This is a genomic window from Quyinboa sediminis (assembly GCF_042219855.1).
Lineage (GTDB): Bacteria > Bacteroidota > Bacteroidia > Bacteroidales > UBA5342 > JBHJHP01.
Genome location: NZ_JBHJHP010000002.1, coordinates 638,130 through 658,416 on the forward strand (window position 1 = coordinate 638,130; position 20,287 = coordinate 658,416).

At 41.7% G+C, this 20,287-nt stretch carries 15 protein-coding genes; 6 read left to right on the forward strand and 9 right to left on the reverse strand.

The features are described from left to right. Positions 1-16: 16 nt before the first annotated feature. The 4 genes from ACE1EF_RS07705 to ACE1EF_RS07720 all read right to left on the reverse strand — a co-directional run bounded on the left by ACE1EF_RS07705 (position 17) and on the right by ACE1EF_RS07720 (position 5,628). Positions 17-1,228, reverse strand: a complete 1,212-nt coding sequence (locus ACE1EF_RS07705; RefSeq protein WP_375720058.1) for a hypothetical protein — start codon at positions 1,226-1,228, stop codon at positions 17-19. 134 nt (positions 1,229-1,362) lie between these two features. Further along, positions 1,363-2,841, reverse strand: a complete 1,479-nt coding sequence (locus ACE1EF_RS07710) for a TolC family protein (RefSeq protein ID WP_375720059.1) — start codon at positions 2,839-2,841, stop codon at positions 1,363-1,365. 12 nt (positions 2,842-2,853) lie between these two features. Beyond that, complete coding sequence (locus tag ACE1EF_RS07715) at positions 2,854-4,164, reverse strand: efflux RND transporter periplasmic adaptor subunit (protein WP_375720060.1); 1,311 nt, start codon at positions 4,162-4,164, stop codon at positions 2,854-2,856. Positions 4,165-4,434: 270 nt separating this feature from the next. Beyond that, on the reverse strand, positions 4,435-5,628 hold the full coding sequence (locus ACE1EF_RS07720; RefSeq protein WP_375720061.1) for a M24 family metallopeptidase: 1,194 nt from the start codon (positions 5,626-5,628) through the stop codon (positions 4,435-4,437). Positions 5,629-5,917: 289 nt separating this feature from the next. Between ACE1EF_RS07720 and ACE1EF_RS07725 the strand changes: the two genes are divergently transcribed. Next, complete coding sequence (locus ACE1EF_RS07725; RefSeq protein ID WP_375720062.1) at positions 5,918-8,383, forward strand: hypothetical protein; 2,466 nt, start codon at positions 5,918-5,920, stop codon at positions 8,381-8,383. On the opposite strand, the gene ACE1EF_RS07730 is transcribed toward ACE1EF_RS07725, so the two are convergent. The 3 genes from ACE1EF_RS07730 to ACE1EF_RS07740 all read right to left on the reverse strand — a co-directional run bounded on the left by ACE1EF_RS07730 (position 8,380) and on the right by ACE1EF_RS07740 (position 12,750). Next, the gene (locus tag ACE1EF_RS07730) at positions 8,380-10,404 is read right to left on the reverse strand and encodes a beta-N-acetylhexosaminidase (protein WP_375720063.1); all 2,025 of its coding nucleotides are present in this window, start codon (positions 10,402-10,404) and stop codon (positions 8,380-8,382) included. The two genes, ACE1EF_RS07725 and ACE1EF_RS07730, sit on opposite strands and share 4 nt — an antisense overlap. A gap of 130 nt (positions 10,405-10,534) precedes the next feature. Continuing rightward, a complete protein-coding gene (locus ACE1EF_RS07735; protein ID WP_375720064.1) occupies positions 10,535-11,125 on the reverse strand; it encodes an indolepyruvate oxidoreductase subunit beta in 591 nt (196 codons plus the stop codon). An 11-nt stretch (positions 11,126-11,136) separates the two neighbouring features. Next, the gene (locus tag ACE1EF_RS07740; RefSeq protein WP_375720065.1) at positions 11,137-12,750 is read right to left on the reverse strand and encodes a thiamine pyrophosphate-dependent enzyme; all 1,614 of its coding nucleotides are present in this window, start codon (positions 12,748-12,750) and stop codon (positions 11,137-11,139) included. Between the two features lie 157 nt (positions 12,751-12,907). Here ACE1EF_RS07740 and ACE1EF_RS07745 point away from each other — a divergent pair, with 157 nt between their 5' ends. Then, positions 12,908-13,363 (forward strand): hypothetical protein, encoded by a 456-nt coding sequence (locus ACE1EF_RS07745; RefSeq protein WP_375720066.1) that lies wholly within the window; start codon positions 12,908-12,910, stop codon positions 13,361-13,363. 114 nt (positions 13,364-13,477) lie between these two features. Further along, complete coding sequence (locus tag ACE1EF_RS07750; protein ID WP_375720067.1) at positions 13,478-14,374, forward strand: hypothetical protein; 897 nt, start codon at positions 13,478-13,480, stop codon at positions 14,372-14,374. Positions 14,375-14,428: 54 nt separating this feature from the next. On the opposite strand, the gene ACE1EF_RS07755 is transcribed toward ACE1EF_RS07750, so the two are convergent. Continuing rightward, the gene (locus tag ACE1EF_RS07755; RefSeq protein ID WP_375720068.1) at positions 14,429-14,935 is read right to left on the reverse strand and encodes a GtrA family protein; all 507 of its coding nucleotides are present in this window, start codon (positions 14,933-14,935) and stop codon (positions 14,429-14,431) included. Between the two features lie 31 nt (positions 14,936-14,966). Beyond that, positions 14,967-15,710, reverse strand: coding sequence for a C40 family peptidase (locus ACE1EF_RS07760; protein WP_375720069.1), 744 nt, complete (start codon positions 15,708-15,710; stop codon positions 14,967-14,969). A gap of 149 nt (positions 15,711-15,859) precedes the next feature. Between ACE1EF_RS07760 and ACE1EF_RS07765 the strand changes: the two genes are divergently transcribed. The 3 genes from ACE1EF_RS07765 (at position 15,860) to ACE1EF_RS07775 (ending at position 20,245) form a co-directional block, all read left to right on the forward strand. Beyond that, the gene (locus ACE1EF_RS07765; protein WP_375720070.1) at positions 15,860-18,088 is read left to right on the forward strand and encodes an amino acid permease; all 2,229 of its coding nucleotides are present in this window, start codon (positions 15,860-15,862) and stop codon (positions 18,086-18,088) included. Beyond that, entirely contained in the window at positions 18,088-19,146 is a 1,059-nt protein-coding gene (gene corA / locus ACE1EF_RS07770; RefSeq protein WP_375720071.1) for a magnesium/cobalt transporter CorA, read from the forward strand. The genes ACE1EF_RS07765 and corA overlap by 1 nt, the downstream gene beginning before the upstream one ends. A 76-nt stretch (positions 19,147-19,222) precedes the next feature. Continuing rightward, the gene (locus ACE1EF_RS07775; RefSeq protein ID WP_375720072.1) at positions 19,223-20,245 is read left to right on the forward strand and encodes a DUF3078 domain-containing protein; all 1,023 of its coding nucleotides are present in this window, start codon (positions 19,223-19,225) and stop codon (positions 20,243-20,245) included. The last annotated feature ends 42 nt before the right edge of the window (positions 20,246-20,287 follow it).

Sequence of the window (20,287 nt, forward strand, 5' to 3'; positions counted from 1 at the left end):
TTCTATGACAATCTGATTATTGACCTTTTAACTCTGTGAGAAACTTATTGAAACGTTTCAGATCTGCATTGTTTGGTTCAGCCAACTGGTAAACCATTAAAATCTGTTTAAGATTTGCGACATTTTTCTGCACCACAAAACGGCTGGCATAGGAATAACAGGCAATACCAAGAAAGCTTTTCAGGCGTGCATAAGCCATTTGTTTCATCTCATCCGGTTCATTATCCACATGATGGTTTAAGTCATCTATCTCCTTTCTCCACCATTCAGCATCACGGTCCATCAAAGCCTGACTGTATTCCTCACGCTTTTTCACCTCAAAACGAAGGACATCCGACAATGCATTCAACGCATCGATGTAAGAATCAGAATAGGTTATTTCCCGTGTTTGCTTCCGGAATGAACCCAACTTTTCAAAAGACCCGACAGATCCCATATTCCGGCTGATACAGATGGCCCGGATGTCCTTTCCTGCTTTTATTAATGAATCAATACAGGCGTTTTGCTGGTTTACAAACATATTTAGCCTATCCTGATCCTTAATATCCTGCCGTGATAGCTGAAACCATCCCCAGCTGGCTGATAAAGTTTTACCATCGGGCCATTCATGTGCTCCGTTGATGAGTTCTATATGAACATTAGCAGGTAACCTGGCCGGATCAAAAATATACTGCACTGTTTCAAGAAAGTTGAAATCCGTCATCCCAAGAATCCCCATTACCGGACATTTTATGGCAAAAAGCTGATCCGGACCTGAAAATGCACCACAGGCAAGGACACCGTCTACCTGATGTTTCATCGCATATCCAAGCACCATTCTGGCTCCACCGGAAAAGCCGGTAAGATATATTTCTTTCGTAACAGGATATCGCTTTTGCACATCTGCAATCAGTTCTTCAAGCTCTGAGATGAAGTTCGGATCTTTATTCCGGATTAAATTGGAAGCCACCAGGACAGCGGGATATTCAGTCACTGCTGCTTTTAAATGATTTAGCGCCGTTTGGCCTGATCCGTGTGGATCGACAGCAATGAACAATGGAATCTTCTGTTCCAGATTTGTAGATGCAGGGATAAAAACCTGAAATGTGTGAGACGGATGTTGCAGACAGGAATCGGTCTTCTCAATGGCAACATTGTGTCCCTGACTTTTCCCTTTGGATTGACAGGAGACAAGCATACTTAAAACAACGAAAACTATGCTGCTTTGAATCAGACGACCAATTCGCATTTACGGAGAATTAAAAATAACGCATAAAGTTGGTAATTTTTATGCACTTCACCCACTTATTTAACAGCAAATAACAGCGTATAGAATTTGAACTGCAAAAGAAAACTGAAACAAAACCTTGTTAATATTGCCTTTTATTTCAGTCCAAACTGTTCATCGAAGTCTTTGGAAAGGCTTTGCTTCTGCTGAAAATCAAATAAGGTAATGCTGCGCATATAGTAATAATAACTCCAGTACTGTCTTATCCTGTTGTAAACACTCCTTAAAGCATTGTCTCTTTCGTTGCGTGCTGCGTAAAGGGTTTCCAAATTAACTTTCCCTGACAAAAAACGTTCTTCCACGGTCTTGTAGGTCTTTTCTGAAATGGCATTGGCTTTTCTCGCATTAACAAGGAGCGCTTCCTGCATATTAAACTCCATGGCACTCATCAGAACATCATGTTCAAAGTCTATCTGCTCTATTTCAACCTTAGCAGCGGTAACTTTTTTATTGGATTCTGCTATTTCTCTTTTTCCGCGGCTCATACCCCAATCCACAATCGGGATATACAGACTTAATTCTACTCCTCTGTCAGAACCAAAATCATGATTCACCTCGTTGAGATTCTGCCCGGATTTACTCCATCCAAAATCAACACTCAGGTTAGACTGAATGCCATTGTTTCCCTTTGCGCGGGCTATTTCCCTGTTAGCTTCTAACAACCGCTTTTTAAAGTCCAGAACATCAGGATTGTTCTCTGTGGCTTTAGCTAAAGCAGCATCGGGATTGATGCTCAGATCCGGAACGCTATCCGGTACCAGAAGCCTCAGATCCATATTTCCGGGGATCCGTAAATAAGATTTCAGATCAAACTTATACCTCTCAAGTTGCAGCTTTGACCGTTCAAATTCATTTTCCGTATTGAGTTTATTCAGCTCCAGCCTTTTCAGGTCCATGCTGGCAATGGCACCTCGTTCAAAGAGGCCCATGCTCTTAAAATAAAGGGTATCGGCAGACTGTTTATTCAACTCTGCAATTTTATATGACATCTGCGCGTCCAGAAAGTTGAAAAAATACGTGATGGCCTTCATGGCGATGTCTTCAGCCGATTTAATGTATTCTTTTTTTGCGATCTCAAATTTCAGCGGTTCAATCTTTTTTTGCCATTTAAACGTGTTAAACTGAAATAAGGGTTGTGATATTCCAACCGAAAAAGGGGTGTATCCATATCCTATTTCATTATTGGCATAATCTTCGAGACGACTCAATCTGGAATTGATGTAAATATCGCCTCCGGTCGTCATGATATTCTGGGTCAACGATAATCTAGCGTCGGATTGAAGTTTTTCGGAGCGTTTAAGATATGATCCGGAATTATCGGTGATGGCTTCAATGGAGTTTTTATACGATAAAGGATTTGAATTCAGTTCGAGCCATGGCCTCTGTTGCGCTTTAAATGCTTTATACTCCCACCAGCTTGACAGGTACATGTTTTCCTGAATAAAAGCATCCAGAGACTGCTTCTGCGCCAATTCTATCACCTGATCCAATGATAGCAATGTCTCCTCTTTTTCCTGTGCTGAAACAGAAAACGTACACCACATGAAAACAGCCATACATATATATAATTTCATTTTCATCACCGACTATTTAAAAACAAGTTTTTCGGCATCTCCAAACGTATCATAACCTGAAACAATGACTTTCTCCCCTGGCTCCAATCCTTCGAGCACTTCATAATATTCATCGTTTTTACTTCCCAGTCTGATCACCCGTTTTTCGGCAAAGGTATTCGACTTGTCAATCACGTAAATCCACCTACCACCGGTACTTTGGAAAAAGCCACCACGTGGTATTAAAATGCCCACCTGGGAATCTCCAAGTCTGAGTTTTATGTGATAGGTCTGACCCACACGGATCAAATCCGGCATGTGGTCTGTAAAAAGGAGTTCGGTTTCGAACCGTCCACCATTGACCTCAAATGAAACCTTATCCACGTAAAGATCATAATCCTTATTTTCTATGGTGCAGGTTGCCCGAAGATGCCTCGATACCCTTCCTGTATAATACTGATCAATATTGGCTAAAATCTTAAGTTCCGATAAATCCCTGATATATCCGATGCCTGAGTTTTTCCCAAGCTGCCCCCCAATCTCAACATTCAGCAGAGAACTCAGTCTGCCAGCCACCGGAGCTTTAACATTCAGATCATCGAGTTTTCTTTGTTCAATGTGGAACTTTGCTTCATTTCGTTCCAGATTATTTTCCATTCTTCTGATATTCAACACACTCAGCAGAGAATCCCGGTGAAGGTTCTCAATCTGGATATCGCGCTTTTTCAAAGTAAATTCATACGATTCTTTTGCCATCAAAAAGGCATTTTTAGGAATCATACCCTGCTCAAACTCATACTTCTTCTCCTCGTAATTCCGGCGCTCATTGTTTACCGAGAATTCGATTTCCATGATCTGGCTCTTAAACCCAGCTCTGTTCTTTTCCTCGTTTATCTTGCTCTGCTGCACATTGATACGCTCCTGTTCCAGTTCCGAACGCATATCTATAATGGACTGCTCCAGTTCCGGATTTGTCATGGTCAGGATAATATCTCCAGCCTTGACTTCATCTCCTTCCTCATGCAGTTTTTCCTTTACCTGACCACCGACCAGTGGATGAAGGCTAACTGTTCTGATCGGTTCAGCCACCCCGGTAATACTGATATAGTCCTGGAAGGTATCGCTGACAACCTCACCAACAGAAATTTTATCGATGTCCACCTTGTAAGTCGAACGATGATCGCCAAAAACAGTAGTTACCAACACAAAAATCAGAAAGGCAGTCCCAATAATTACGAGCACATAGTTTTTTCTTAACCAGCTTTGCTTTTTTATTTGTCGGTCCATTCCCATAGATAATTCATTTATGATTCTATCAGACCAAACTTCATGCCCAAACCACATAAAATGCTGTTTTACATGCATTTAACAGTTAAAAGAAATACAGAAGTGTCAATATATTTTACACTATCATGTATCAGTTTTTGACACATCACCCGAATTTTGGATAAGCAGATTGTGCATAAATGATAAAAAGAGAAAAGTTGCCGATGGCATTGGACCTCAAATTCAGGTATCAGGAACCTTGTGTCTAATTTTTTGACAATGTATTTCAAGGGAATAACGAGACTCAGACACATAAGAAATGTTTTGGGAATACTTCTTAATACACTGTTATTCAACCAGTATCAATCCCGGATTAGTGCCTGTAATGCACTCACCACCTTCGGGTGTAACAACAAAGGTGTTTTCAATTCCCACCATGCCTATACCTTCGATGCCTTTTTTGGGTTCAACAGCAAAAACCATATTCGTTTCCAGAGGATCCTTAAAGCCTTTAGCCAGTACCGGCAATTCATCCACGGTCAGACCGATTCCATGACCAAGAAATTTAACCTGTCGCTTCCCAAAGCCCATAAAATTGGTGAGAAAACCGGTACTCAGGCCTTCCATAACTGATTCATATATCTGTTCCGGTGTATTCCCCGGACGGAGCTGTTCAGCGATCCTGTTCTGCAGATCCACACACTGATGATGTATTTTAATCGCCTCTTCCGGCAGGTATTCCTTAAACATATAGGTCATGGTTTTATCTGAATGGTATCCGTTAACACCCATTCCCATATCCACAAAAACAAGATCACCCCGCTTAAGTTTTCTCTCACGACTTCCAAGCCCAGGAACCGCAGCATTCAATCCCAGGTTTCCTCCCGGTCCGTCAAAATTTGTTGGGTAAAGAGAGCTTTCACCAAAGCCTAATTGAGCCACTATAATTTCGGTGTCATGCATGGCAAAACGAGCCGTTCCCTGATGTCCTTCTTTAATCATAACCCGGTACAGTTCTGCTGCCAGATCTGCTTCCGTCATACCTTCTTTTAATAATTGAGGAACCAGTTCCTCAGAAACGCGTTGATGAATGGCTCCTGCTTTTTTCATAAAACCTATTTCCCATGCACTTTTAACAGATCGTGTTAGGGCAATCTGATAATCGAGAGACTTGAATGATTTAAAGGGAAAATGCTTCTGAAAACGTTGAAACATAGCAAGTGGCACATATTCGGTTTCCAGATACACTTCATCCGCTTGCTGTGAATAGTAAGCTGCAGCATCACGATAGCTGTTCATGGGTTTAATCACGCGAAAATGAGATTCCTGTACCGTACGCTCGTAACTGCGTCTAGCCCAAAGTACTGCATCATGCTCACGCATAATAATTAACATGCCTTCAGGCATTGATCCGGTAAAATACAGAAGATTTATTTTGCTGAAGACAACAGCAGTTTTCCATTCGGGATGATACCGATCCATATGGCGCCTGAATGTTTCCATTCGCAGATCCAGTTCAACCAAAGGTACATTTTCACTCATCTGTTACTGTTTTATACCCCAAAAATAACAGAACGAACGCAAACTTCATTAGTCTGTTAATAAGATTACTGCAATTGTTTATTATCCTCTTAAAAAACCGCAATCTGATACTTATCTCCCTCCTGTAATATATTTAATGTTCTCTCAATAAGTTCCAATTACATAAAACTAATTATTGCCTGGTATTGAATTGTAATAATGCACGGAAACAGGTTTCCTGAAAATTACTTAAATTCGTATGGTTAATCCGTTAATTCAAAACATATCCCGGATCAGATTTCTTTAAGCCGTGAAACGAATTAAAACTTCAGAAAAAACGTTATGTTCAGAAGCTATTGTAAAAATGTTTCCCGTGTTCTTTCTGTTGTTCTTTTCATCTTGTTCTTTTTCACATTCCCAGGTAAAAAGTGATCCGGTTCTTCAAGAGCAAAGGCAATATGAAATCTATGAAAAAATCTATCTTCACACCGACCACGCACTCTATCAGCCCGGTGATGATATCTGGTTTAAGTCCTATCTTGTTGAAGCCCTTTCAAATCAGCTTACAACCCATAGTAAAGTCGTTTATGTTGATTTGATTTCACCGGATGCAATAATCTTGGATCATCAAACCATAAGGCAAATTAACGGCACAGGATCAGGTGCATTTCACCTGCCTGAACATATCTCCCCGGGACAATATTATTTAAGGGCATACACAGCTTACATGAACAACTTTGGAGGTACCTTTTTCTTTATGAAGAAGATAACGGTTAAAGATTTTGCTGATACAACAGCTGGTGAATCAAGGAAAAATCACCACATACCTGCGGTTGACATACAGTTTTTCCCCGAGGGAGGCAGTCTTGTGTGCGACATCTATTCCAAAATAGCCTTCAAAGCCGTTAATGCAAACGGATACGGATGTGATGTTTCCGGGTACATTATTTCTTCACAGGGAGACACTGTTTCAGCCTTTAAATCGGAACACCTTGGTCTCGGCAAATTTTATTTAAAACCTGCAAAAGATTTTGACTACTATGCAACTGGTATGGCCGGGAACGGTGTAGGGTTTAAGGTAAAACTTCCAACCTGCTTTGAAACCGGACTAGTCATACGTCTGAAACCTTCCGGCAGATCCCTGATTCTAAATATTGGAACCAATGCTAAAACATTGCCGTTGCTCTCCCAAAGTCCCCTGATCTTAAGAGGTACTTTCCGAAATCAGGCGTTTTTTGAAACAACCCTTGACATCAACCAATCCAGATATTTACTGCCGGAACGTGCATTCCCTGAAGGAATAATAAAACTGACAATATACGGAAATGATACGCTTCCGTTATGTGAACGTCTCTTTTATGTTGAACACCCAAATGCCCTTCATCTATCCGTAAAAACGAAAAAGTCAGAATATCTGCCAAGGGAAAAAACGGATGTGGAACTGGCTATCAGCGATACCACAGAACAACCGGTATATGCCAACCTGTCTATGGCGGTAATTGACAGGAATTTTGCAGATTTCGGTGAACCGTATTCTTCCAACATTGCGTCCTGGTTCTTCCTGGAATCCGAAATAAAGGGATATGTTGAACAGCCGGGTTACTACTTTGATCCGTCTCAGGCAAACAGAAAAGAGCATTTGGATCTATTGCTTCTGACCCAGGGATGGCGGGATTTTCTATGGAAATATGTTCCTTCTTTATCTGGACATCCTGAATATAAGCCAGAACAAGGGCTGACCATATCCGGACGGCTTCGGCACAAATTATTTGACAATCCGATTCCGGATGCCAATATCGCACTGGGAATTTTTTCCGGAAACAACAGATATTTTCAACATACCCAAACTGATTCAATGGGCAAATATACATTTGAGGGTCTGAACTTTATGGGAGAAGCCACCGTTGTATTAAGTGCGACCAACGATAAACAAAATACCATTGGCTGGATTTTACCCGATTCGCAAAGGATAGCACCTCCCCAAATTTATTTTGCCAACACAGCCGAAGAAAAATTTGTTCCGGCAATAATGAATAACATTGCAGAGGATGCCCTGTACAAAAAAATGCTCAAAACGAAATACAGGTTAACAGATACCATTCTTATAAAGGAGGTTACGGTAAAAGGAGATGTTCATTCAACAGCAAAAAACGATGGCAATTTCAGAATGTACGGTAATCCCGACAATGTTATTAATATTCATGAAGAAGACCTGGCATATTTCGATATTTTCGACCTTATCCAAAGCCGTATTCCGGCATTCAGCGTTGAAAGCACATTTCCGGATATTAAGATCTCCTTTCGTGGAGGAGGCTCTCCCCTTTTCCTTCTTGATGGCATTGTGATTGACGCCGATTGGGTAAGCACTATTCCACTGGATAATGTTGATAAAATTGAAATTCTGAAAGGGATAAGTGGTAGTGCAGCATTTGGGATGAGCGGGAACAGTGGTGTAATCAGTGTGTTTACAAAGAAAAATTCTGCCACCCCTTCTGATGCTGTTTTATATCATTCGGTGAGTGAAAAAATAACAGGTTATGCTTCTCCGCGAATTTTTTATTCTCCTGATTACAAAATACATACACTGAAGGATAACCAGCCTGACCTGCGTTCCACCATATATTGGGAACCCGATATTAACATCAGCAATACAGTACCTGCAAAAATAACCTTCTATAATGCAGACCTTCATTCAACGATTTATATCGATGTTCAGGGCATAACGCAAACCGGAGTACCAATAAGCGGCAAAGCAATTTATGAAGTAAAGGATTAGAATACGATCACATCATGTTCCTTGGAAAAGACCAGGATTTTTTCCAGCTGATCCACAACCGTCAGCTGAACACCGGCGACAGGCTTTTTCGCTTCTTCCATCACCTTTTTTGCATTGTTCAGCCACACATCCTTTGGAACTTTTCCTTTAACAATATATTCCATGGCTTCATTGGCTATTCTTGCGGTTTCAGATAGGTTTTTAGCCAGTGGTTCCAGCTCCTTCAACCTGGAGTTTCCCTGATAATATTCCTTATTTCTTTCGTAATATTCTTCCCAGGCAAACAACTTCCCTGCCACCAGGTCAAAATTGGCATCACTCGAACCTGCAATAATAAACTCACGTAAGGCATTATAAAACAGATCCAGGTTTGCCGGATCAGTATCGGCAGCATCAGCAAAGGTATTTAAGGGCGTCAGCGTGTTATTGTAACCTGAACCATGGCGGTAATAACCTTTAACAGGTGTTACCAGTCCACGCAGTTCAATCAGTGGTGCGATATCTTTGCTGCCCGCAATTTCATAAAGAATACTGAACGGAGCGCCTATCTGGTTGAGGTTATGCTCCAGTAACTGAAGATTTATGGCTTCCGTTGCCGCAGCCAATGATCGACGGTCTCTTTTTTCAGTAGACCAGAAACGGTCAGCCAGCATTGCCATTCTTGGCCATAAGCGAAAACCCAGTATGCGCTCATCCACCAGCTCTCCCCATAGACATGCTTCAGCCCCAAGATAATTATTGCGGTGTTCCGGTTTAAAATTGACATCAGCAGGCAGGGGATCATTGTTGTAATAATCCTTTAATGAATAGAACGTATCCAGGTAATACCCATTTGAAAGAATCGTTTTAAGCCCCTGCTTTGCGTAAGTGTAAGCAAGACCTTTACTTTTCCAGCACTGTAATACCACTTCCTTATCCAGTCCATCACGGGCAACTTCCTCCCAGCCTATAACAGTTTTTCCCATCGGTTTTATACTGTCTGTCATGCGCTTCACAAAATAACCCTGTAAAGCTTTAAAATCCTTTAATCCTTTGTTTTCCCTGAACGCATCAATTTCAGGATTATCCTTCCAGTTGTCGTAAACCACTTCATCGCCGCCAATATGAATATATGGTCCCGGAAACAAACTGTCAATCTCTCTGAAAAGGTTTGTCAGAAAAGCATAGGTCTCATCTTTTGCCGGGTTTAACACAGGTGTATGAATACCAAAACTCCGGTCAGGTACATAAGTCGTATCTGCAGAAGCCAGATTCGGTTTGGCCGTTAAAATAGCTGTTGCGTGGCCCGGAATATCCACTTCCGGAATAATAATGATCCCCCGGTCTGAAGCATATTTAACCAAATCTCTGATCTGAGTCTGAGTATAGAACTTACCGTCTGATGCCATAATCTGAAGCGAGGGATACCTTTTGGATTCAATGCGCCAACCCTGATCATCGGATAAATGCAAATGCAATACATTCAGTTTTACGGCAGCCATGGCATCCAGTGTTTTCTTTATGGCATCCACAGAAAGAAACCGGCGGGCCGGATCAAGCAATAAGCCACGATAAGCCAGCATGGGTTTATCCGTTATGGTCAGGGCCGGTATTATCCAGACCGAATCTCTCTTTTGAACCAACTGAAGCAGTGTTTCAACACCATGTAAAACACCAACAGTAGTAGCTGCGGTAATGCGCACTGCCGAAGTATCAACGTTTATGGTGTACGATTCATCCATTCCGGGCATCAACCGGGTTGATGCTTTGGCTTCCAGAATAATACCCGATTTTACCTGTTGTTTAATGAATGGCTGATTATCGAATGTGATCCTTGTCCGGTATGTGAGACCCGTTTTCAGCCGCTCAACTGCGCGTAAAGCCTGATCATTTACCTGTCCGTTCAGGACGACAGGCAGACTACTGTTGAGTACAAAAAAACCGTCTCCGCTAACCGTTTTTTCAGGTAAGGGTACTATGGTGTTCTGAGCCGATATTGTATAAATGGCAAATAGCAGGAGAAGAACTGTCTTAACTCTCATGGTTCACTTCGTTTTACTGTTTAACCCGTAACAGATAATTATGTTGTGTTATGGCGTCTAAATATACGCAATTTTGGAGAAGTGAGACTAATGCCGGGGGATTCACACGCTGTGAATCCCTGGGTGATAATTATTTGACAGAAAGTTTTTCCTCTGCGATTTCTTTCCCTGCTCTTAATGCTTTAATATTAATGTTGATAATATCCTCCCCCTTGCGTCCAAATATCTCCTTAATCCCGGTTTCAATCTGATGGTAGGCAATATTGATAAATGGCGTGGCAGCACCGAGTAAAATCATATTGGCAACCTTTGAAGAACCGATCTTTTTGGCTTCCGCATCAACATCGAGGATAACATGGTTCGGTAACTTTTCCACCTCCCCAATCACCTTATCCAGATCCGGATAGTTGGGTATATTGATAAACGGCGTTATGTTGGTCACCAACCAGCCGTTGTCGGAAAGATAAGGCAGATAACGGAGGGCCTCCATCGGCTCCAGTGATAATATCAGCTCGGCTGAACCCAAAGCGATGAGATCAGAAGATACCGGTCTGTCTGAAATTCTCAGGTTAGACTGAACTGCTCCTCCCCGTTGACTCATCCCATGAACCTCTGCCTGCTTCAGATACAGGTTTTGCCGTATGGCTGCAGAGCCTATGACAGCTGCAATAGATAAAATACCCTGTCCTCCTACACCCGATAATATAATATCTGTTTTCATTTTAACTGCTTTTAAACGTGACAATTGCGTTGTGGTACTTTATGACTCTTTTTGCGTTTCAGGGTCTGTATACATTCCCTACGGGCAATAATTACCGATACGCCTCTGTATTTCATCTCTTCTGCAATGACCCCGACTAAGCGGTCATGGTTCTTTTTCAGTGGTTCAACGACATGAATATGCAACGGATCAACACCAATTCCTTCGCAAATATCTTCCAGCTTACCGGTCCCTGACGAATCCTGTCCGCCGGTCATTGCGGTGGTTTCATTATCTGAAATAATAATGGTCACCGGAGAGCCGGCATTAACGGCATCAATAAGTCCGGTCATTCCCGAATGTGTGAAAGTGGAATCGCCGATAACGGCAACAGAAGGAAACAGTCCTGCATCGGCAGCGCCTTTGGCCATGGTAACCGAAGCCCCCATGTCAACACAGCTATTGATGGTATTGTAAGGGGGCAGTGCACCAAGTGTATAACAACCAATATCTGAAAATACATGTCCGTCACCATAAGGTTTCAGGGCTTCAATCAGGGCTTCAAAGGTATCAATATGGCTGCAGCCCGCGCACATTCCGGGAGGTCTGTTAACTACCAGGTCAGGCATCTGACGAATCGTTTTGGGCTCAAAACCCAAGGCATGCATTACGATATCAGGATTCAGTTCACCAGCTCTCGGAACAGTGCCGTCAAGCCTGCCCTTCACTTTAGGACCAACATGTGTAATCCCTTTTACCATCCGTTCAATCAGCGGATATCCCTCCTCGAGTATGAGAAGCTCATCATGTTCCTCCACCATACTGTTAATCACTTCAACAGGTGGTGGATAGTGACAAAGTTTAAACACTGTATAGGGACATCCCTCCGGATAATTCTCCATCAGGTAATTATACGCGATACCGCAGGCAATAATTCCAAGCTTTTTATCGCCTCCTTTCATCAGTTTGTTATAAACCGAAGAAGCAGCGATAGCAGTAAATTCCTTCTGAGCTTCCAACAGCCTGGCATAACTTTTTCTGGCGAATGCCGGTAACAAAATAAACTGCCTCAGATTATCCGGTAAGTGCATTTTGTTTTCTGGCTTCAATGCCTTCCTTATCACGCCTGCCCTGGAATGAGCCAGACGGGTGGTAACCCGGATCATTACCGGGACCTTTAGTTTTTCGGATAGTTCAAGGCCATCATAAGCCATGTCGTATGCTTCCTGCTGATCGGAAGGTTCAAGCACCGGTAAATTGGCAAAATCGGCATAGAACCTTGAATCCTGCTCATTTTGTGAAGAATGCATCGAGGGATCATCGGCCACAAGAACCAACATTCCGCCATTCACGCCCGTAACGGCAGCATTGATAAATGGATCTGCAGCAACATTCAATCCCACATGTTTCATGCAGACCAGGGTGCGTTTGCCTGCATACGACATTCCCAGTGCACCTTCAAGTGCCGTTTTTTCATTGGCAGCCCACTGACGATGTACATCTCTTTCAATGGCTTCCTGATTGCTTCGGATGTATTCTGTTGCCTCGGTGGATGGTGTGCCCGGATATGCATATACCCCGGATAATCCTCCATCCAGTGCTCCCTGAGCTATCGCTTCATCTCCAAGTAAAAGAAGTTTATTCATAGTAACTATCCTGATAAAATAAGACTTTAATTGTATTCGATGTGTAAAGTTAGATAATCGTAAAAGGCTTAAATATGATGAATGTCGCCATGATAAATATTTGTTGGGAATTTACTACCTTTAACTCTTTAATCCCTGACTTTTCAAATGCTGTACGATGAAAAATAAAGTACCGGATAAACGACTTGTTGCTGCCACGTGGTGCTTCGCAGTGGCCTTTTTCCCATTAATTCTCTATGGCCTGCGTTACATATTCAGCCGTTCATTCATATCCTACCACGAAGTAGCACTCGGCACAAGATGGGAAGACATGCCTGCATCCTTTCATATTCTTTATCTCGCCCTTTTAAAAGTTGCAGGTGGAGGAATGTTGGCAGCCGGACTTGTTGGAGAGATCCTGGTGTTTATTCCATTCCGTAAAAATGAAGCATGGTCACGCCGGACACTTCTGATTACCGGTTTAATTGCTGGAGGTATGGCTTTAACCGCAACACTGACCGTTAAACTCAATACAGCAGCCAATCCTCCATGGATCCTCACCGCTGTATGCCTTGTGCTCATCATAACCGGCTTCTTTCTCTCATTCAACAGCAGTAATGTCCACCGAACCTGATTACATTACGTATAAAACGCTGGTTTAAAGGAATTCAACGGGATGTTTGATACTTTTATCAGAAAAAAGAAGGGTTTTTAAAGACTTAAACGGTATTTAAAAAACGCTGTTTACATGAAACCATATGCTCTTGCTGCACTTTTAATATTAACTACCCTCTCATCTGCAAAAAAAAGAATTAATTCCAATTCCGGATGGACGACTGATAAAGCATTTCCTGAACAAACAGATGCTTTTGATAAGAAGTCAGAAATTAGTTTAGGAACAACGAATGATGATAAAAATATATACCTTATATTTCAAACGACTGATCCAAAATTGCAGAAAGCAATACTAAATCAGGGCTTTACACTTTATTTTGACACGCTTAAACAGAAGGACAAAGCATGTTTTCTGCATTATTCCATGCAGAGACCAATGCCAAACTCCGGAGCTCAGGTAATGCCCGCCGGAGAAAACGCCGGCAGGCCGGTTCAGTGGCAGCAAACCGGTAATAGTTTTCTATTATCCCCATTCCGAAAGAAAACGGTAAAGGAAGATTTTACAAATGTGGTTTGTAATGGAATTGATTACGACCTCAGGCTAAGGAAAACAGTCTTTTCTGCCAGCTTTGAACTTGACACAGCTAATGTCATGATTTGCAAGGCAGTAATTCCATTAAGAATAATTAATTCTTCAGAACTGGCAGGCATTCATAACCTATCTGTGGGACTTGAGATAAAAGGTAGTTTCAGTCCTGGTTCAGGAGCTTATAACCATGGACGAAGTTCCGGAAATGGTATGGGCATGTCATCCGGCAATGGCGGCAAACAGGGTATGGGCGGAAGACAGGGAATGAGAGGCGGCATGAACAGCATGTCACAGGGCGGAACCGGAAGAGGTATCCGTGAGACACCCGCTTCTTCATCAGAAAAACTGGCTAAAATCTGGCTTCGGGTCAATCTGGCAAAACAGCCGTTATCAGAAGTGTACGACCATAAACTGTCCCTTAATATAAACGGTGTGCAGTAAGTGACATGGTTTTAAAAATCCGGCAAAATGAAAAATATTAATAAAAATGCTTCCTTACTTTTTTACAAATACCCGTGCTGTTTTGAATGTAAAATAGCGTTGAGCGAGGTAACTGTATCCGACCACAATAAACGTTGTAACAATTTTTGAAAAGGTAGCATACCAGTGAAAGTATTCAACAAACAGTTTAAGCAGCACATAATTCAGCAGGATAGACCCGCCGACGGTAAATCCATACCTGAAAAGCTGCACTCTGCCCAAAACTTCAGACGCAGTAAAGGTGATGTATTTGGCTAAAAGGAATCCGGTTGTAAATGTAATAGGAAAAACGACCAAAAATGCAGCAATATGTGGACTGATCGCATAAAATCCCAGATCGATAACCTCCCTGTCAAAAACATAGCGGTAAAAAATAAAGTATAACAGAATATCCAGAACCATATTCATGCCCCCGGTCGCCGCATAACGAAAAGTTTCAGCAGGAACATAGTGCTTAAAGGGTTTGTAAAACCAGTCGATAATACTGATAATAAAATTTTGTATCCGTTCCAAAAATGTCACTTCATCCGGTTTTTCTCTACAAATATAACATTTAAGCTATTCGTTTTACGGATATCAGTTTATGTGAATAATCTTTTAAATCTTCATTATAGATCCCGATGGCGTCAATGGTATCTGTTCTCACCCATCCTGATGCATGTATTATATGCGTTTTATCCAGAATGAGGCCGACATGTGTAATTTTATTTTTCTCTCCAAAGAACGCCAGATTACCGGGGCGTATGTTCTCTATGTTCTTAACCTTTTTACCGAGTCTGAACTGCTGACTTGCATCGCGTGGCAGTTCAACTCCGGCAAGCCTGAAAAGGATCTGAACCAATCCACTGCAGTCTAAGCCAAATACTGTTCTTCCGCCCCACAAATAAGGAGTATTGAGCAGTGACTGTGCAAGTTCAGGCAGTGTTTCTATGGTTGTTTTTTGTGTTGCTACGTCGGTTTTCCTGTAATTGAGCAACAGGCTTTTTCGCATGTAGGATCCCATGGGAATGACCTGTCTCCCTTTTAGTGTAATCACTTCTGCAAATGGAACAGATAGAACCCTGCATTCTTCTTTAGTCAGAATTTCAAAATCATCACCCGAAACAGGATGAAGCATCTTGCGATCTACCCAACCGGTGTAACGATCATGCGTCAGTTCAACTTTAATCCATTTTTCCTTCACCTCAAGTACCTTTGCCGTTTCACCGAACAGTAACTGGGTTACCATTTCGGATGTCTCGCTCGCACCTGATCTGACCGGTACAACACTGAGTTCGCATATGGCATATTCATTCATTATCGTTTGATTTGTTACAAAGGTTAAAAAAGACAGATCAAAACACAAAATTAAATTCTGTGTGACGCAATATATCCTCAACCGGATATTACAATAATTTACGTAACTAAAAATATTTTTTCTAAATTTAGAATCCTAATAACTGATGTATGCCGAAAGAAAATAACAAAAGACAGGGGTTTGGAACGGCACCTGTTTTTTTTACTGCCATTTCAACTATTCTGGGAGCGATTTTATTCTTACGATTCGGATGGGCTGTTGGAACCATGGGGTTTTGGGGCGTTATCGGAATCATTATACTGGGGCATCTTGTGACTATTCCTACTGCCCTGGCACTTTCTGAAATTGCGACAAACAAACGTGTGGAAGGTGGTGGCGAGTACTTTATTATATCCAGATCGTTTGGTCTGAATATCGGTGCCACCATCGGTATTGCCCTCTACCTTTCACAGGCTATAAGTGTGGCTTTTTATGTCATTGCCTTCACGGAAGCATTTTCTCCCTTGTTTAATATGGTCCAGGAAAAATGGGGATGGGACTTACCCCGCCAGGTGGTGAGCGTCCCTGCCATGCTCCTGCTTTCGCTGGTCATTCTGAAAAAAGGAGCCAATCTGGGTGTGAAAACGCTTTATGTGGTTGTTGCCATTCTTTTTGTGTCGTTGTTGCTTTTTTTCCTGGGAACCACAGAATTTCAGCAAAACCACTCTTATAATTTATTTGAAGGTACCTTACGAAACACCGACCAGTTTTTTATGGTTTTTGCCATTATATTTCCTGCTTTTACCGGAATGACCGCCGGCGTTGGGCTCTCCGGGGAACTCAGGAACCCTTCTAAATCCATACCATTGGGTACCGTTGCAGCCACTTTAACTGGCATGGTATTTTATGTTTTTGTGGTTTATAAACTGGCTATTTCAGCATCCGCAGAAGATATGATGAGTGATCAGCTGATTATGAGCAGAATCGCTATCGGAGGAGCGATTGCTGTTCCAATAGGTCTTGCTGCTTCCACCATCTCTTCTGCCATAGGATCGGTGATGGTGGCGCCCAGAACGCTTCAGGCGCTTTCTCGGGATTACTCCTTTCCTTCACGACGCATGAATGTTTTTCTTGCCAGGGGAAAAGGCACTGAAGGGGAACCGTTTAATGCTACCCTGGTCACTTGCATCATAGCCATGATTTTTGTTGCATTAGGAGATGTAAACACCGTAGCATCGATCATCTCCATGTTTTTCATGGTTACCTACGGTTCATTAAGCCTTATTTCATTTCTGAACCATTTCGGAGCTTCACCTTCTTACCGGCCATCATTCCGTTCCCGCTGGGGTTTGTCGCTTATCGGGTTTGTCATTTCTGTTTGGGTGATGTTTATGATCGATCCTTTATACGCCATACTCGCAACATTAATCATTATACTGTTTTATATCGGAATCAACTATTATCACCGCGACAGAAAAGGCCTGGAAGCGATTTTTTCCAATGCTCTATTTCAGCTGAACCGGAATCTACAGGTCTACCTTCAGAAAAACTCACGCAAAAAGAAAAAAACAGAATGGCGCCCCAGTGCAATATGCATATCCGATGATTCCTTCAACAGGGACAGCGCGTTCGATCTGCTCAACTGGATTTCTTACCGCTTTGGTTTCGGAACCTATATTCACCTTATTCATGGCTATTATTCACGAAAAACACATGAACAGGCCGAGAAGGAACTGGATCAGCTTATACTGCGCTTTAAAAGCGAATCCAACCAGGTATACATCGACACTATGATCAGTCCGTCCTATACCACTGCTGTTGCACAGGCCATTCAGGTGCCCGGAATTTCCGGTATGGAAAACAACATGGTCATCCTGGAATTTGAAAAAAACAATCCGGATAACCTGGATGCCATCGTTGAAAATTTCGGCCTTGTCCGTAGTGGTAATTTTGACGTCTGTGTCCTGGGAAGTTCAGCCCGGACCATGGATCCCAAAAAGGGAATACATGTATGGATCAGGGCAACGGACGAGGAAAACTCTAACCTGATGATCATGCTGAGTTATATTATTATGGCTCATCCTGACTGGCATAAGTCAAACATCAGGTTATTTGAGATCTGTAAAAAGGGTGAAGAGGAAAAATCTAAAACAGAGTTTGAACAATTGGTTCAAAACGGAAGATTACAGATAACAACAAAAAATATTGAAATCATCACACAACCGGAGCAGGAAAGCATAAAGAAAATTATTAACGAGAGATCGAAAGAGGCAGCACTGACCATGGTCGGCTTTCATGACGATATGCTGAAACATATCGGGAAAGAGGTGTTTCAGGGATACGACGACCTTGGAACAGTTTTATTTATTAACTCGCATAAACAAATTGATATAGTATAATGGCAAGGTTTTTAAAAACCCGTAAACAGTCACAGGGTTCCTCTCCCGGATCCCTTATTTTTCTTGGTAAAAAGAAGACAGATAAACCACTTATCAGGCAGGTACGTTACGATAAAAATACGTTTGAAGAGAAAGAAATTGATCAGATCAAAGAGGTACAGATCAAAGATGATGTGATAGACTGGATCAATATTGACGGTTTGCATGACACCAAACTGATTGAAGAAGTCGGGCTGAAGTTCGGGATCAATACCATGTTTCTGGAAGACATTCTGAATACTGATCAGCGCCCCAAAATGGAAGAAGATGAGAACCATCTGTTTGTCGCCATGAAATTTGTCGGATACAATGATGAAACCCAGAAACTGTTTACAGATCAGGTATCCTTTATCCTTGGACATAACTATCTTATTTCTTTTCAGGAGAAAAAGGGAACCTATTTTGAATCGGTAAGAGAACGTCTGCGCAACGGCAGGGGCAGGTTACGAAATATGAAATGTGACTACCTTCTGTTTGCCCTAATGGATAACATCGCCGATAAATACATTGATACGGTTGAATATATCGGCGAAAAGATTGAAGCTCTTGACAAAGAAATTTTTGAAAATCCGAATACGGATATTATCAAATCCATTTATACCTTTAAAACAGAACTGAATTATCTTCGAAAAGCAATACGCCCTGTTAAAGAAATTACAAATTCCATGCTGCGTTCCGAATCACGTTTAGTGAACAAGAAGACGGAGTCCTTTTTCAAAGACCTCGATGACCTGATTACACAATCCACGGAGGCACTCGAAATTTACTATACCATGAATTCGGATCAGCTGAATATATTAAATACACTCATTGGAAATAAGACGAATGATGTGATGAAGGTATTGACGATTTTTGCAGCCATATTTATCCCATTAACGTTTCTGGCCGGGATTTATGGAACAAACTTCGATTATTTACCTGAGTTACACTATAAGTACAGCTATTTTATCATGTGGGGAGTCATGATTGTTGTTGCCGGTATTATGCTGCTCTATTTCAGACGAAGAAAATGGTTGTGAGGACAACGAACAATTTATTTACAATTGGTGTTTAATAACGAATTAAATCAATAACCATAATAAAACTTGTTGAAACATGAAAAAGCTCTTTTTACTACTATGTCTTGTCACTGTTGTCGGTTCAACTTTTGCACAGGATGAACAAGCGGAAAAAAAACCATGGACCATAAAAGGTGAAACCGGCATAACCTATTCCAATGCCTATTTTGGAAACTACTGGGCAGCCGGTGGTGACAATTCGAACTCTCTACTCTGGCGCGGTCTTCTAAACATGAACTGGGCAGGAGAAAAAGGAAAATGGGATAATACAATTGACCTTAGCTATGGCCTTCTGCAGCAGGGCGATCAGGGGGTTCGGAAAATGAATGATAAAATTGACGTCCTTTCAAAATACAGTATAAACGGATTCAGTGAGAAATGGCGCTATACTGCTTTATTAAATTTTAAAACACAGTTTACAGAGGGTTTTAAATATGAGGCCAACAAGATACTGGTTTCTGACTTTTTTGCTCCGGCTTACCTGACAGCCTCAGTAGGTATTGAGTACCTTGGTGATGACAGGCTGAAAATCTTCTTTTCTCCGTTTTCTGAAAAAACAACCATTGTAAAGGAAGCATATTACGACAAAAAGATTGAGAATAAAGCTATTGAACTGCAATTCCCTGATGGTGTTCCGTCTGAACTGGAAGGAGAAGTCATCGAACCGGATCCGTTTTTTATGGATTCTGCCAGAACAATCCTGCAAGCGACTGAAGTTTATGGCCTGGCATGGCGGGATAATATAAAAACTGAAATTGGTGCACTGGCCCAGATCATCTATGATCATCCTGATATGATTAAAGGCTTTGGTTTGAAAACCAGGCTGGACCTGTTCGGTGCATATGAACATCTGAATAAAATTGATGTGGACTGGGAATTATGGTTAACCTTCCAGTTCAACAAGTATCTTTCTGTAAACATCAATACACAAATGATTTACGATGATGATATTCGTTTTGAGGTTCCGGATGGTTCAGGCGGTACAAAGTATTCACCTAAAATTCAGTTCAGGAATTTACTTGGTGTAGGTCTGGTTTATACCTTCAATAACCAGGAATAGCCTTAATGTTATGATACAGAAAAGGGGATGCACTGACCGTAC